Genomic DNA, 13,921 nt, shown 5'->3' with positions numbered 1-13,921 from the left:
GGCGGCGGAGCCCGCCACTTCGCCTACCCTTGCCTCTTTCCTCCTTCGGAGGGCACGACTTCAGTCGTGCCGTACAGCCTCCTTCTCATCCAGGGGCTTTAGCCCCTGCGGGGGGGGCCGCAATGCTGTTCCTTGTTTCTCCCTTCATCACCCTCGCCACGGTCGCGACATACACGCTTCTCGCGCCCGCGCGACGCAGCACCCGTGCGCACTCCGAGGCCGTGGTGCCGGTCGTAAACACGTCATCGACGACCACGACATCCCGTCCCTTGACCGCCTCCGGCCGCGGCACCGCAAACGCTCCCCGCAGGTTGGCGCGACGCTGATGCCGCGTCAGCCCGGTCTGCGACTGCGTCGGTCGCACACGCCGGAGTGCGCCGGCATCCAACTCCACTTTCTCCCAGGCCCGGTTGCGGCTCCGCAACCGGTGCAGCGCCGCCCGCGCGATGCGTTCCGCCTGGTTGAATCCCCGCTCCCGCACCCTCACGTTGTCGAGAGGCACCGGCACGGCCACCGGACGCTCCGTCAACTCCGCTCCCAACTCTTCCATCGCTCCCGCCAGGAAGCGCCCCAGCGCATCCGCCGTCGGCAGCACTCGTTCATATTTTAGAAGATGAATCAATTCGCGGAGGTTGCCGTCGTAGCCTCCGAACGCCACCGCCTTCACGTAGGGCGGCGCAACCCGCCCGCACATGCCGCACAAGGGCACCCGGGCCGCCGCTGCATGGGGGCTGAACAACCGCTCGCCGCACACCGTGCACACCGCTCCGGAGATTGGAACCACCTGGGCCAGGCAATCCGGGCATACCGGCAGGCGGGAAAGATTGCTGAGGGGGGCCTTGCAGAGACGGCAATCGGCGGGAAACAGCGTCGCGGCCAGGCTTTCCGCGGCCACGCCTATCAGCCCTGCCAGCGTACTTCGGCCCTTGGAGTTCAGGACCCGCGCGCGAATTAGGTCACTACTGCTGAAGACGACCCTCCGCCTACCGGACACCCGGCGGATAACAATTCAGTATACGACCGCTCTGCGCGCCCAAGCAATGTCGGCTGCCGAGCGTTCCGAGCCCTCCACTCTTCAAACCACCCATATATGCCGTCATCCTGAGCGACGGAGGGCTCGCGCGCGATCTAGCCAGCGCGGGAAGCCGGAGCGAAGGATCTCGGTCTAGTTCTCCGAACCGCCCCTCTCTGCTTGTCTCCTTACCGCGCCGCATGGTACCTTGCGCCCGCCGGATGCAACCAGCCGGGCGTTGCCCGGTTCCAACCATTCATCGCACCAGGAGGAAGCGTGGCCACAGCCACTGAAGCCAAGCCGGAAACCGCTTTCCAGCCCTACGTTCCCCCGAGCGACACCCGGGCCGAGTTCACGCCCCGCGCCATTCTCCTGGGAGCGTTCTTCGGCATCGTGTTCGGCGCAGTGACGGTCTACGTGGGCCTGCGCGCCGGCCTGACGGTTTCGGCCTCCATCCCCATCGCCGTGCTCTCCATCAGCGCGCTGCGCGCCTTTGGCCGCTCCACCATCCTGGAGAACAACATCGTACAAACTACGGGCTCGGCCGGCGAGTCCGTCGCCGCCGGCGTCATCTTCACCTTGCCCGCGCTCATCTTCCTGGGATTCCCGCTGGAGTACTCGCGCATCTTCCTGCTGGCGCTGATCGGCGGCTGGCTGGGCGTCTTCTTCATGATCCCGCTGCGCCGCCAGCTCATCGTCAAGGAACACGGCAACCTGCAGTATCCGGAAGGCACTGCCTGCGCCGACGTGCTCATCGCCGGCGACAAAGGCGGCTCGTTCGCCGGGCGCGTCTTCACCGGTCTCGGCCTCGGCAGCCTCTACACTCTGTTCCAGAACGAGAACATCTTCTCCGCCTGGCCGGGCACGCCCGAGTATCGCCCCCGCTGGCTGCCCGGCTCCGCCATTAAGGCCGACGCCACCTCCGAGTACATGGGCGTGGGCTACATCATCGGGCCGCGGGTCGCCGGCACCATCTTTGCCGGCGGCGTCATCTCCTGGCTGGTGCTGATGCCCGCCATCTACTTCTTCGGCTCGCGCGTGGTCGATCCCATCTATCCCGGCACCGTCCCCATCAAGGACATGGATCCCAATGCGCTCTGGATCACCTACATCCGGCCCATGGGTGCAGGCGCTGTGGCCGCCGCCGGGCTCATCACGCTGATGAAAACCATGCCGACCATCATCGCCGCTATCCGCGCCGGCGCTAAAGACCTGGGCGCGGGCGGCGAGGTCAGCACCCTGCGCACCGACCGCGATCTCTCCATGAAAGTCGCCCTTGGCGGCTCCGCTCTCATCCTCGCTTTCATGTGGGCCTTCCTGACGTTCAAGCCCGTTCCCGGCGCGCAGACTTCGCTGTTCGCCAATCTCATCGCCGCCGTCTGCGTGGTCGTGTTCGGCTTCCTGTTCGTCACCGTGTCCTCGCGCATCGTGGGCCTGATCGGTAGTTCCGCCAATCCCATCTCCGGCATGACCATCGCCACTCTCATGGCCACCTCCGCGATGTTCCTGGTGATGGGATGGACCGCCCCCGCCTTCGCCGCTCTGGCTATCACCATCGGCGGCGTGGTCTGCGTGGCGGCGGCCAACGCCGGCAACACCTCCCAGGACCTGAAGACCGGCTTCCTGGTGGGCGCCACGCCCTGGCGTCAGCAGGCTTCGCTGCTGGTGGGCGTGTTCGCCTCGGTGTTCGTCATCGGCATCACACTGATGGGCATGAACCGCGGCCTGGAAGAGTTCCGCGAGACTGTCATCGCGCTCGATGTGCAGAACCTGCCCTCGGGCGTGGCCGTGCAGTCCGAGTCCTTCGACCGTGAACACATCCGCATCATCAAGAGCGACCGCTCGGAGGTCGAAAAGGGCGGCCACACCTTCTGGCTGCTCAACGCTCTCGGCTCGCCCGTCCTGCCCGACGGCAAGTATCTCTACAACCCGCAAACGCAGCACATCGAGGTGCAGTGGATTCAGGGCATCGGCAGCGAGCGCGCCGCCGCGCCCCAGGCCCGCCTGATGTCCACCGTCATCAACGGCATCCTCACCCGCAAGCTCCCCTGGGGACTGGTGTTGCTGGGCGTCTTCCTGGTGATCGCCGTCGAGCTGCTCGGCATCCGATCGCTGGCTTTTGCCGTGGGCTCGTATCTTTCCATCGGGACCACGCTGGCCATCTTCTGCGGCGGGGTGATGCGCGCTCTGGTCGATCGCAAGACCGGCGCCGCCGGTGGTGGTCACGGCGAGAGCGAAGTGAGCCCGGGCTCGCTCTATGCCAGCGGGCTGATCGCCGCCGGTGGCATCGTCGGCCTGGCCGGCATCGCGCTGAAGCTCGCCGAAGCGCAGGAGTGGGCGCCCCGCAACGCTCTGCGCTTCGAGCGCTTCGGCATCACCTTCCTGCACCACGACTGGGTCTCCGTCGTGGCCTTCGCCCTGCTCGCGGCTTCGGTGTACCACTTCGCCCGCAAGCCTCTGGAGCGCGGGAAGTAGATCCAAGGCAAGGATCTCTGTGCTTCGCTGAACGGTGCCCCACGTTCGCGCCGCGTTTTTCGGCGCGCACGTGGGAAAAAACCGGCCGGGGCCGCCCCGCCCTTATCGGCCCCGCTCTCGGAGCGAATAGGGCGGGAATAAGGTGCCTGATTCTGCTTTTCTCTGCGCTCTCTGCCTTCTCCGCGACCTCTGCGTTACGTCCTCGCGTGAAACTGGAAACTCGAAACTTAAGGCGACTGCGCGGCGTCTGAGCCGCGCTCCGAAATCCTGAGCGCAGCGAAGGATCTGCCTTGCCGTTAGAATCCTTACGTGTCCATTCCCTCCAACATCGCCTCTCTCCACGACCGCATCGCCCACGCCGCCCGCCGCGCCGGCCGCGACCCGGCTTCCGTTTCGCTGATGGCCGTCACCAAAACGGTGGAGCCCGCGCGCATCCTCCAGGCTTACGACGCCGGCCTGCGTCTGTTCGGCGAGAATCGCGTGCAGGAGTTCGCCCACAAGGCCGCCGAACTTCCCTCACTCCCCGGGGCCGAGTGGCGCCTCATCGGCCATTTGCAGACCAACAAAGCCGCAAAAGCTGCGGAGCTCTTTCAGGGTGTGGACTCGCTCGACTCGATTCGCCTGGCGGAAAAACTTGACGCCGCCGCCCGGAAGCTCGGCCGCCGGATTCCCGTACTGCTCGAAGTCAATCTCGGCGGTGAAGCCTCGAAGTCCGGCCTCCCGCCCGACTCGCCCCAACTCGAAGCCCTTTTGCTCGCTGCCCCGCGCCTCGACGCGCTCGACTTCCGCGGCCTGATGGCCATCCCGCCCTTCACCGACGACCCCGAGGGCGCGCGTCCTTACTTCCGCCGTCTGCGCGAGCTGCGCGACACAATCGCGGAGCGCCGTTTGCCCGCCATCTCCATGAACGAACTCTCCATCGGCATGTCGCACGACTTCGAGGTGGCCATCGAGGAAGGCTCCACCTGCGTCCGCATCGGCACCGCCATTTTCGGCCCTCGCCCAATCGGCCCGGGTAACAGATGACCGTCGGGACTCGGTTTTCAAATGATTCAATGACTCAATGATTCAATCCCTATGATTCCCATCCGCCACACGCCCGCCGGCGCCACATTCGCCGTCAAGGTCCAGCCTCGTGCCCGGCGCAACGCCATCACCGGCACGGTCGGCGACGCCCTCAAGGTCGCCCTGACTGCCCCACCGCTTGAGGGCCGCGCCAACCAGGCTTTGGTGGAATTTCTGGCGGAATTTTTGAACGTGCCGCGCTCGTCCATTAAGATAGCTGCCGGCCAGAACAGCCGGCGCAAGGTCGTCTGTGTGAACGGCTTGTCCCCTGAGCAAGTCCGCTCGCGCCTGACGCAAGCGAGGACTTGATTGGCAACTGGCCACTGACCACTGGCCACTGATTCATGTCCTTCGCCCAGCGCCTCACGGAGGTCCGCGCCGGCTTCGACCGCCCCTTCTGGGTGGCCAACGTCACCGAGCTCTTCGAGCGCCTCTCCTACTATGCCGCGTTCGCCTCGCTCGCCCGCTACCTCCATGAGGTGCTCGAGTTCCCCACCCGGGAGGCCTCAAACCTCACCGGCCTCTTCGGCGGCCTGGTCTGGTTTCTGGCCGCGTTCGGAGGCGCTATCGCCGACCGCCTGGGCTTCCGACGCGCTCTCTCCCTCGCCTACTTCATTCTCAGCGTCGCGTACTTCCTGCTGGGCTCGATCGGAGCCCCCTGGCTCGCCCCGGTCCGCAACCTGGTGCCGCTCGGCGCACTGGTGACTTTCGTCCTGATGTTGCCGGCGCTGGGCATCGCGCTGGTCAAGCCTGCCGTGGTCGGCACCACGGCCCACGCTTCGCGCGAGAACGTCCGCTCCCTCGGCTATTCGATCTATTACACGCTGGTGAACATCGGTGGCGCTGCCGGGCCCTACGTCGCCTCCTGGGTGCACCAGCGCATGAGCGTCGAGAACGTGTTCCGCGTCGCCGCCCTGAGCGTCTTCCTGATGTTCTTCGCCGTGCTGCTCCTGTTCAAAGAGCCCCCGCGCTCCGGAGATTCTCGCCCCACCGACCTCCGCCAGACTGCCCGCAACTTCTGGACCGTGCTTTCCAACCCGCGCTTCATGGCTTTTCTGCTCATCTTCTCCGGCTACTGGATCGTCTTCTGGCAGGAGTTCATCATCCTGCCGCTCTACGTCGTCAAGTACGTGGACGCTCAAGCCGACACCGAACTGATGCTCACCGCCGGCCCGCTCACCGTCATTTCGCTCACCGTGGTCGTCAACTTCCTTATCCGCAAGCTACCCTCGTTCCACGCCATCACCCTGGGCACGCTGGTCTCCGCCCTGGCCTGGGTCATCCTTGCCGTCCACCCCACGGTGACCATGGCCTACGTCACGCTGGTCGTCGTGGCTCTGGGCGAGATCACGCAGGCCCCGCGCTACTACGAATACATCTCGCGCCTGGCTCCGCCCGGGCAGCAGGGCGCCTACCTGGGCTTTGCGTTTCTGCCCATCGGCATCGGCTCGCTGGCCGCCGGCTGGTTGGGCGGCAAGCTCCTGCATCAGTTCGGAGAACTGCAGCAGCAGCCGGAGCTCATCTGGTGGGCCGTCACCGGCGTCGGCGTGGCTACCGCTCTGCTGCTCTGGATCTACAACCGCATCGTCCAGCCGGAGGGGAACGCTCCCACGACGGCTGACCGGACGTAAGCACTAGCGATTGTCCGCTTCGTAGAGACGTTGCTTGCAACGTCTCCGAGACGCAGCAAGCTGCGTCTCTACGCCATCACTGTATCCAGCTAACGGTTCTGCCATCTGCCTTCTGCCCCCTGCCTCCTGCTTCCTGCCCCCTGCCTCCCGCGTCCTGTAAAATAGACATTTCGCCCATGGACCTGGCCGCCATCCAGTCTGCCCTCCGCGAGCAGAAACTCGACGCCTGGCTCTTCTATGACCACCACCATCGCGACCCCATCGCCTACCGCGTCCTCGGCCTCCCGGAGACGCTGATGGTGACCCGGCGCTGGTTCTATCTCATCCCCGCCCAAGGCGAGCCCGCGAAGCTGGTGCATCGCATCGAGGCCAGCCACCTCGACTCCCTGCCCGGCTCCAAACGTGAGTACTCCGCCTGGCAGGAGCTGTGGGAGAACCTCAAGGCGATGCTCGCGCCCTACCGCGTCATCGCCATGCAGTATTCGCCCAACAACCTGGTGCCCTACATCGGGCTCGTCGACGCCGGTACCATCGAGCTCATCCGCAGCTTCGGCAAGGAGATCTCGAGTTCTGGCGATCTCGTGGCCCGCTTCGAGGCCACCTGGTCCGAAGCCCAGATCCAGACGCACTACGCCGCCCGCGACAAGATCGACGCCATCACTGCCGCCGCCTTCCAGGAGATCGGGCGCCGCGTCCGCAACGGCGGCACTCACGAGTTCGAGATGCAGCAGTGGATCATGGAGGCCTTCCGGCGCGAAAACCTGGTTACCGAGGACCCGCCCATTGTCGGCGTCAACGCTCACTCCGGCGACCCGCATTACGAGCCCCGCGCCGACCGTTCCGCTCCCATCCGTGAAGGCGACTTTGTCCTGCTCGACATCTGGGCCCGGCTCGACCAGCCCGACTCCGTTTACTACGACATCACCTGGACCGGCTTCGTGGGCAAATCCGTCCCCGAACGCCACCGGAAGATCTTCGAGATCGTGCGCGGCGCCCGCGATGTCGGCGTCCGGACCGTGCAGGAAGCCATCGCCCAGGGCCGCCGCATCTGCGGCTGGGAAGTGGACCAGGCCACGCGCCAGCACATCGCCGCCGCCGGCTACGGAGCGCAGTTCGTCCACCGCACCGGCCACTCCATCGGCACCACCGTCCACGCCAACGGAGCCAACATGGACAACCTCGAGACCAAGGACGAGCGCGAGATCATTCCCAACTCCTGCTTCTCCATCGAGCCCGGCATCTATCTGCCCGAGTTCGGCGTGCGCAGCGAAGTGAACGTACTCGTGCGCCCCGGCCGCGCCGAAGTCACCGGGAAAATCCAGCAGGAGATCGTCCTCATCTGATGGCTGAAGCCACTGTGGTTGCTCAACCCGAAAAAGCCAAACCCGCGCGCCGCCCTGTGACCGCCTGGGCCGTGGTGGTGACCATCGTCGCCTGGCTGGTTCCCGGCGGCGGGCACTTCCTGTTGAAGCGCTGGATCCGCGGCGGGCTGCTGCTGCTTTCCGTCGCCACCATGTTCGTGCTCGGCATCCTGATGCAGGGCAAGGTCTACTCGCCCAACACCGGCGACATCCTCGACATGTTGGGCTTCGTCGGCGACCTGGGCGCGGGCCTCTTTTACATCGTCACCCGCATGATGGACTGGGGTCGCGGCTCCATCAATCTCGCTACCGCCGACTACGGCACCAAGTACATCGTGGTCGCCGGACTGCTGAACGTCATCGCCGCCGTAGATGCCTACCACATCGCCATCGGGGAGAAACCGTGACCCTCGAACTCTCCCACTTCTCCGCGGCGCTCATCTTCGCCTTCTTCACTTCCATCGTCTTTGGCATCACTCAGCGCAGCACTCCCCGCGACCAGGTCCGCTACGGTGTGGAGTGCTTCATCTTTTTCATTGTCGGGATGATCATCGCCGGCTGGCTGATGTGGCTGTTGCGGCGTTGAATGCTGCAATAAGCGATAAGCAATAGGCTCGTATGCTTTTTATCGCCTATCGCTTATTGCTTATCGCCTATCGCTAACTGCCTATCCCTCCCACACAAACGCATCGAACACATGCGTCACGGCGAACCCCAGCCGCTTGTACAGCTCCACGGCGTTCGCGTTCGCTTCCGTCACCGTCAGCGAGAGGGAGGTGAACTTCCTGCGCAGCAGGCTGTCATGGCAGGCGGCGATCAGCCGCTCTCCCAGCTTCTGCCCGCGGAACTCCGGCGCCACGCACACCTGCGTGATGTGCCCCACGTCGTGCCGCACCTTCGAGCACAGAATCAGCCCTGCCATGAGCTGCGTGGGCCGGTGCACGGCCACGAACGACGCCTCGCCGTCGAACGTGCCGCAGCCGGGAAAGCGTACGATGTTGTTCAGGAACCGCAGAGAGCCCGCCACCGTGCGGTACTGGTCGTTGATTTCCGCATCCACGTGTCCGCGGTACGCCGCCGTGATCACCGCCGCAGCGCTCTGGAAGTCTTCCTCCCGCCAGGGACGCACCTCGATCTCCGCCGGTGAATCCGCCGGCGTTCGCAGCTCCAGCGGCCACACCATGAACAGCCGTGGATACCGCCGGAAGCCGGTTTCCAGGAACGGACGCGCCACCCTCCCCGTCTTGTGCGGCAGCAACTGCGATTCGATGCGATGGACGCCCGGCGATTGCTCCAGCGTTTCGATCACGTGCGTCAGCAGGCGGTGCTCCAGCGGATCGTTGCCATGGCGCTGCGCCTTTCCTCCAGCGCTCACGAACAGGTCGCCGATGATTCCCTTGCTGCCTTCGTAGACGAAGAACGAGTACCCCAGCACCTGCCGTCCTTCCACCGCCACATAGCCCGGCAGGATGCGCGCATCCATGTAGCGCAGCACCATCTCCGCCGACCCGCTGTAGTCCCAGCCCAGCATGCGGTCCCACAGCTCGATCTCTTCCTCCAGCAGCGGCCGCAGCTCTTGCGATCCGAAATGCCGCAGGTCCAGGATCTCTACGGATTTGAGCGCCGCCGTCGCCACCCCGTCAGTCTAGTGCGCCCCTCGCCCGCCACCAACCCCTCGTACCCCGCTGGCCACTCCTCGCCCTTCTGCGTGCATTCTTGTATTTTTCATTTTTCATGTTGCAGTGATGTCGATGAGGACACCCAATAGAACTCCACTCCCTGCGCTCCAAAATCCCCGATCCTGGAAAATCTCCGCCCACCCGCCAGCTTCGCTGCTTCCTCCCGCGTCCCTTTCCTCACAATCAACAGATGGTCTTCCGCCGGGATCTCGCCGCGTTCGTACCGCTGCACCTTCTGGTTGCGATAGAACCCCAACCCGTATTCCAGATTGCGATGGATACGGAACCCGGCTACCGGCTTCCCCGCCGTTCCCAGCTGTTCCAGTTCGGCCGCCACCGGCCGGCTCGAAAGCGCCCGGTCTATTGGTAGCGCTTCCACCCGCACCAGGAAGGCTACCGTCAGCACCACCGGAACCAGCGTGACGAAGCGCAGCATCGGCAGCCCGTAACGCCGCAGCGTGACCAGCGCCGCTGCCAGCACCACCACACCGACGCCCGCCGCTACTCCCATCGACCAGGCTTCCACCGGCTGCGGCGGGCGCTGGAGCACGAACGGAACCAGCGGCAGCGCGCCCGCGATCACGCCCAGCACCAGCGCATGTCCCCACAGCAGCCCTGCGCCCAATCGCTTGCCCTCTCGCTGTCGCCGCCACACCAGGTCCGCCGCCAGCAGGCCCCACGCCGGCAGCGCCGGCAGGATGTAGCCCGGCAGCTTCGATTGCGAGAGAGAGAAGAACACCACCGGGACCACCGCCCACGACGCCAGGAACAGCGGCAGTGGGTCGCGCGTTTCGCCGCGCTCCTTCCACGCCAGCCGCCCGCGCTGCATCGCCCCCACCAGCGATGCCCCCGCGATCGCCGTCCATGGCGCAAGCCCAAGGATCAGCACCGGAACATAGAACCAGAACGGTTGTTTGTGCCGGTACAGGTCGGTCGCGAAGCGCGCCAGGTTGTGCTCGAGCAGGAACACGCGGAAGAACTGCGGGTTCACCATCTGCACCGCCACGTACCACGGCACAGCGACCATCAGGAACAGCAGGACACCCGGCAGCCATAGCGTACGCCGCAAAAGCCTCACGTCGCGCCGCATGCCCGCGTAGGCCATAAGGATCAACAGCGCAAGGCCCGGCGCCACCGGTCCCTTGGCCAGCGTGCCCACCGCGAGGAAAAAGTAGAACGCCGCCAGCCACAGGCGTCGCCCGGTGGCATGCCACGCGTACCAGGCCAGCATTCCGGCCGTGAAGGGCGCAGCCAGTTCCATGTCGGTGGCCGCCGCTCGCGAAAACCCGATCACGCCCGCTGATGACGCTGTGATCAGCGCCGCCTCCAGTTCACCGCCCGGCCGGAAGCGTCGCGTGAACACGTAGACAGCCGCGATCATCAACGTGGCGAAGGTCGCCGAAGGCAGCCGTGCCGGCCAGTCCGAAACCCCGAACAGGGCGTACGCGATGCGCGCACGCCAATAGTAAAGAATCGGTTTCTCCAGCCACGCCTCGCCGTGCAGCGTGGGTGTTACCCAGTCGTGGCGCTCCGCCATCTCCCGCGCCACCTGCGCGTATCGCGGCTCATCCGGGCCCACCAGCCCAAAACTCCCCAGCCCGAAAAAGAACAGGAACACACAGAACGCAGCCAGCGTCGCCAGTTCCCGCACCGTGCGCCCGTTCATCGCCGTTCGAGTGTAGCAGGAGGTGGTTTTCCACTGTCGTCCCGAGCGAAAGCGAGGGATCCATATCGGCTCTTGGGCCCTTGGCTCTAGCCCTTGGCTCTTGGCTCTTGGCCTTTCGCTTTTGGCCTTTGGCTTTCGGTTTTTCGCTTTTGGTCTTTCTGAGAACTGAGAACTTCACTGGGTACTGGGTACTGGGTACTGGGTACTCGCTACTCGCTACTTTCTGCTATCTTCATTCTCTCCGCACGAGCGCCTGAGAGAGATGCCCGAACAACGCAGCCGCGAGCACCATTTCGAGCGTGTCGCCGACGCCCTGCGCGACGAGATCAGCTCCCTGCTCGAAGGCGAGTTGGCGGACCCGCGCATCGGCCTGGCCACGGTCACCGAGGTGAAGCTCGCGCCCGACGGCCGCTCCGCTCACGTGCTGGTCGCTGTCGAAGGCGATGACGCCGAGGCGGAGCAGACCATGGAAGGGCTCGCCGCCGCCCGGGGCTACATCCGCCGCGAAGTCGGCGTGCGCCTCGGCCTGGCCCATCCTCCGGAGATGACCTTTCACCTCGACCGCTCCCAGAAGATGCAGGCGCGCATCGACGAACTGCTCCGCCGCGCCGAGAAACGCAAGAAGTAGGTTCCTGAGACCCGAGACCTGCGACCTGACACCGGTCTCACAGGTAATCCAGAAAGCTTTCCGTGACCTCAGCTCCCGTCGAGGAAGCGATGTGGCTGGCCTCGCGCTCCACCTTCTGCATCAGGCCTTCGAGGTAATCACGGGAGGAGGAGATGCTCACGATGCCGACCGTGGCCCGCTGCCACAGGTCATTGGCCTCCAGCTCCGCCACGGAGACGTTGAAGCGCGCTCGCAGCCCGTCCTTCAGGCTGCGCAGCACTTGCCGCTTGTCCTTCAGCGACTGCGCCCCCTCGATGCGGATTTCGACGGTGAGAAAAGCAATCAAGGCAGTTTCGGGTTTCCAGTTTCAAGAAGGACCCTTGGCTCGAAACTCGAAACTTGAAACTCGAAACTGTTACGCCAACGCTTCCGCCGCCACCTTCTGCGTCACAAAGCACTCGATGACGTCGCCCTTCTTGATGTCGCTGTAGTTGGCGATCGAGAGGCCGCACTCCAGGCCGTGGCGTACCTCGCTGGCATCTTCCTTGAAGCGGCGCAGCGAGCCGATCCTGCCCTTGAACACCACCACGTTGTCGCGCAGCAGCCGCACTTCCCCGTCCCGCTTGATGATTCCGTCCTGCACGTAGCAGCCGGCCACGGTCCCCACCTTGGGGATACGGAACGTTTCGCGCACTTCCGCGCGCCCCAGGTAGGTTTCCTTGAGGGTCGGTTCGAGCAGCCCCGCCATGGCCTTCTTGATCTCGTCATGCAGCTCATAGATGATCGAGTGCAGGCGTATGTCGACGTTTTCCTGTTCCGCCAGCTCCTGCGCCTTGCGCTCCGGCCGCACGTTGAAGCCGATGATGATGGCGTTCGACGCCGAGGCCAGCAGCACGTCGGTCTCGGTGATGGCGCCCACGCCCGAGTGCAGGATCTTGATCTTCACCTTCTCGGTGGAGAGCTTGGCCAGCGAATCGGCCAGCACTTCCACCGATCCCTGCACGTCACCCTTCAGGATCAGCGGCAGTTCCTTGATGCCTGCGGTTTTGATCTGCTCGGCCAGGCCTTCCAGCGTCACCCGTGTGCTCTTGGCCAGCATCGCTTCGCGCGTCTTCTGTTCGCGGTACTGCGTGATCAGGCGCGCGCGGTCGCGGTCGGCGATGACCACCAGTTGGTCGCCCGCCTGCGGCAGCCCTTCCAGTCCCAGCAGCTCCACCGGCGTCGCCGGCGGGGCCTCTTCCACGGCATTCCCGCGGTCGTCGAACATCGCCCGCACCTTGCCGAACACGTTGCCCACGATGAACGTATCCCCGCGGCGCAGCGTCCCGTTCTGCACCAGCACCGTGGCCACGTTGCCGCGTCCGCGATCCAGCCGCGCCTCCAGCACCGTGCCCGTCGCCGGACGGTCGGGGTTGGCCTTCACCTCTTGCAGGTCGGCCACCAGGCACACCATCTCCAGCAGCAGGTTCAGGTTGGTCTTTTTCTTGGCCGAGACCTCGACGAACACCGTCTTGCCGCCCCATTCTTCCGGCAGCAGGCCGCGGTCCGCCAGTTGCTTCTTCACCCGCTCCGGCATGGCTTCGGGCTTGTCGATCTTGTTCACCGCCACGATGATGGGCACGTTGGCGGCCTTGGCGTGGTCGATCGCCTCCAGCGTCTGCGGCATCACGCCGTCGTCCGCCGCCACCACCAGCACCACGATGTCGGTCACCTTGGCGCCCCGCGCGCGCATGCGCGTGAAGGCTTCGTGGCCGGGCGTATCCAGGAAGACGATCTCCCGCCCGTAGGCGGGCGATTCGGTATCGGCGATCTTCACCTTGTACGCGCCGATGTGCTGCGTGATGCCGCCGGCTTCGCCGCCCGCCACATTGGTTTCGCGGATGGCGTCCAGCAGCGACGTCTTGCCGTGGTCCACGTGGCCCATCACCGTCACCACCGGCGGACGCGCGATCAGTTTCGCGGCATCGTCGGCGGCGGGCGTGGCTTCGGCGAACTCCTGCGCCACTTCTTCTTCGAAGCTGATGGTCTTGGTGTCCGCCCCGAACTGCCGCGCCATCTCCGTGGCCAGCTCGGCGTCCAGAGTCTGGTTGATGGTGGCGAAAACGCCCCGCGCCAGCAGCCGCGCGATCAGGTCCTTGGCCCTCACGTCCAGCTTCTCCGCCAGATCCTTTACGCTGATGCCTTCCGGGATCACGATGGTGCGCGTGATGGGCAGCGGCTCGGTCGAAAGCGGAGCCAGCCGCGGCGGCGGCGTGTAGCCCTTCATCGGGCCTTCTTTGGGACCGCGCCGGTACTGCGGACGGCGCGGCGGCGGAGCGGCCCGCCCTGCCGGACGCGCCGGCGGCGCCATTCCCGGAGCGCCCGCCATCGGCCGGGGCATTCCGCTCGGCGCTGAGCGCGTGGGATGCATCGGCCGCCGCTCACC

The 13,921-nt window shown here is 65.4% G+C and carries 13 protein-coding genes; 8 read left to right on the top strand and 5 right to left on the bottom strand.

Features of this window, described 5'->3' with window-relative positions:
* Nucleotides 1-85: 85 nt before the first annotated feature.
* Nucleotides 86-895, bottom strand: a complete 810-nt coding sequence (locus VNK82_10550) for a ComF family protein (GenBank protein ID HXE91391.1) — start codon at nucleotides 893-895, stop codon at nucleotides 86-88.
* A 393-nt stretch (nucleotides 896-1,288) separates the two neighbouring features.
* Here VNK82_10550 and VNK82_10545 point away from each other — a divergent pair, with 393 nt between their 5' ends.
* From VNK82_10545 to VNK82_10515, 7 genes are all read left to right on the top strand, one after another.
* Nucleotides 1,289-3,487: an oligopeptide transporter, OPT family gene (locus tag VNK82_10545; GenBank protein ID HXE91390.1), complete on the top strand. Its 2,199-nt coding sequence runs from the start codon at nucleotides 1,289-1,291 to the stop codon at nucleotides 3,485-3,487.
* 309 nt (nucleotides 3,488-3,796) lie between these two features.
* Nucleotides 3,797-4,513 carry a YggS family pyridoxal phosphate-dependent enzyme gene (locus VNK82_10540; protein HXE91389.1) on the top strand — a complete coding sequence of 239 codons (717 nt, stop codon included), beginning with the start codon at nucleotides 3,797-3,799 and terminating at the stop codon, nucleotides 4,511-4,513.
* Nucleotides 4,514-4,564: 51 nt separating this feature from the next.
* Nucleotides 4,565-4,861: a DUF167 domain-containing protein gene (locus VNK82_10535; GenBank protein ID HXE91388.1), complete on the top strand. Its 297-nt coding sequence runs from the start codon at nucleotides 4,565-4,567 to the stop codon at nucleotides 4,859-4,861.
* A gap of 35 nt (nucleotides 4,862-4,896) precedes the next feature.
* Complete coding sequence (locus VNK82_10530; protein ID HXE91387.1) at nucleotides 4,897-6,183, top strand: MFS transporter; 1,287 nt, start codon at nucleotides 4,897-4,899, stop codon at nucleotides 6,181-6,183.
* Between the two features lie 176 nt (nucleotides 6,184-6,359).
* Entirely contained in the window at nucleotides 6,360-7,526 is a 1,167-nt protein-coding gene (locus tag VNK82_10525) for a M24 family metallopeptidase (GenBank protein ID HXE91386.1), read from the top strand.
* Complete coding sequence (locus VNK82_10520; protein ID HXE91385.1) at nucleotides 7,526-7,951, top strand: DUF6677 family protein; 426 nt, start codon at nucleotides 7,526-7,528, stop codon at nucleotides 7,949-7,951. The genes VNK82_10525 and VNK82_10520 overlap by 1 nt, the downstream gene beginning before the upstream one ends.
* Entirely contained in the window at nucleotides 7,948-8,130 is a 183-nt protein-coding gene (locus VNK82_10515; protein HXE91384.1) for a hypothetical protein, read from the top strand. Before VNK82_10520 ends, VNK82_10515 begins: the two co-directional genes overlap by 4 nt.
* Before the next feature lie 81 nt (nucleotides 8,131-8,211).
* On the opposite strand, the gene VNK82_10510 is transcribed toward VNK82_10515, so the two are convergent.
* On the bottom strand, nucleotides 8,212-9,180 hold the full coding sequence (locus VNK82_10510; GenBank protein HXE91383.1) for an N-acetyltransferase: 969 nt from the start codon (nucleotides 9,178-9,180) through the stop codon (nucleotides 8,212-8,214).
* Between the two features lie 89 nt (nucleotides 9,181-9,269).
* On the bottom strand, nucleotides 9,270-10,889 hold the full coding sequence (locus VNK82_10505) for a glycosyltransferase family 39 protein (GenBank protein ID HXE91382.1): 1,620 nt from the start codon (nucleotides 10,887-10,889) through the stop codon (nucleotides 9,270-9,272).
* Nucleotides 10,890-11,151: 262 nt separating this feature from the next.
* Between VNK82_10505 and rbfA the strand changes: the two genes are divergently transcribed.
* The gene (rbfA, locus tag VNK82_10500) at nucleotides 11,152-11,517 is read left to right on the top strand and encodes a 30S ribosome-binding factor RbfA (protein HXE91381.1); all 366 of its coding nucleotides are present in this window, start codon (nucleotides 11,152-11,154) and stop codon (nucleotides 11,515-11,517) included.
* 37 nt (nucleotides 11,518-11,554) lie between these two features.
* Here rbfA and VNK82_10495 read toward each other — a convergent pair whose 3' ends face one another.
* Together VNK82_10495 and infB are read right to left on the bottom strand one after the other, a co-directional pair.
* On the bottom strand, nucleotides 11,555-11,842 hold the full coding sequence (locus VNK82_10495) for a DUF503 domain-containing protein (protein ID HXE91380.1): 288 nt from the start codon (nucleotides 11,840-11,842) through the stop codon (nucleotides 11,555-11,557).
* 69 nt (nucleotides 11,843-11,911) lie between these two features.
* Complete coding sequence (gene infB, locus VNK82_10490) at nucleotides 11,912-13,762, bottom strand: translation initiation factor IF-2 (GenBank protein HXE91379.1); 1,851 nt, start codon at nucleotides 13,760-13,762, stop codon at nucleotides 11,912-11,914.
* Nucleotides 13,763-13,921: the final 159 nt, after the last annotated feature.

It is taken from the genome of Terriglobales bacterium (genome assembly GCA_035573675.1).
Taxonomy (GTDB): Bacteria; Acidobacteriota; Terriglobia; order Terriglobales; family Acidobacteriaceae; genus DATMAB01.
This window is presented reverse-complemented; position numbering and strand designations above follow the sequence as displayed.

Excerpts from the sequence above, each read along its gene's own strand:
- infB (HXE91379.1), bottom strand. The coding sequence starts at position 13,762 with ATGAAGGGCTACACGCCGCCGCCGCGGCTGGCTCCGCTTTCGACCGAG.
- rbfA (HXE91381.1), top strand. The coding sequence starts at position 11,152 with ATGCCCGAACAACGCAGCCGCGAGCACCATTTCGAGCGTGTCGCCGAC.
- VNK82_10530 (HXE91387.1), top strand. The coding sequence starts at position 4,897 with ATGTCCTTCGCCCAGCGCCTCACGGAGGTCCGCGCCGGCTTCGACCGC.
- VNK82_10535 (HXE91388.1), top strand. The coding sequence starts at position 4,565 with ATGATTCCCATCCGCCACACGCCCGCCGGCGCCACATTCGCCGTCAAG.
- VNK82_10520 (HXE91385.1), top strand. The coding sequence starts at position 7,526 with ATGGCTGAAGCCACTGTGGTTGCTCAACCCGAAAAAGCCAAACCCGCG.
- VNK82_10525 (HXE91386.1), top strand. The coding sequence starts at position 6,360 with ATGGACCTGGCCGCCATCCAGTCTGCCCTCCGCGAGCAGAAACTCGAC.
- VNK82_10505 (HXE91382.1), bottom strand. The coding sequence starts at position 10,889 with ATGAACGGGCGCACGGTGCGGGAACTGGCGACGCTGGCTGCGTTCTGT.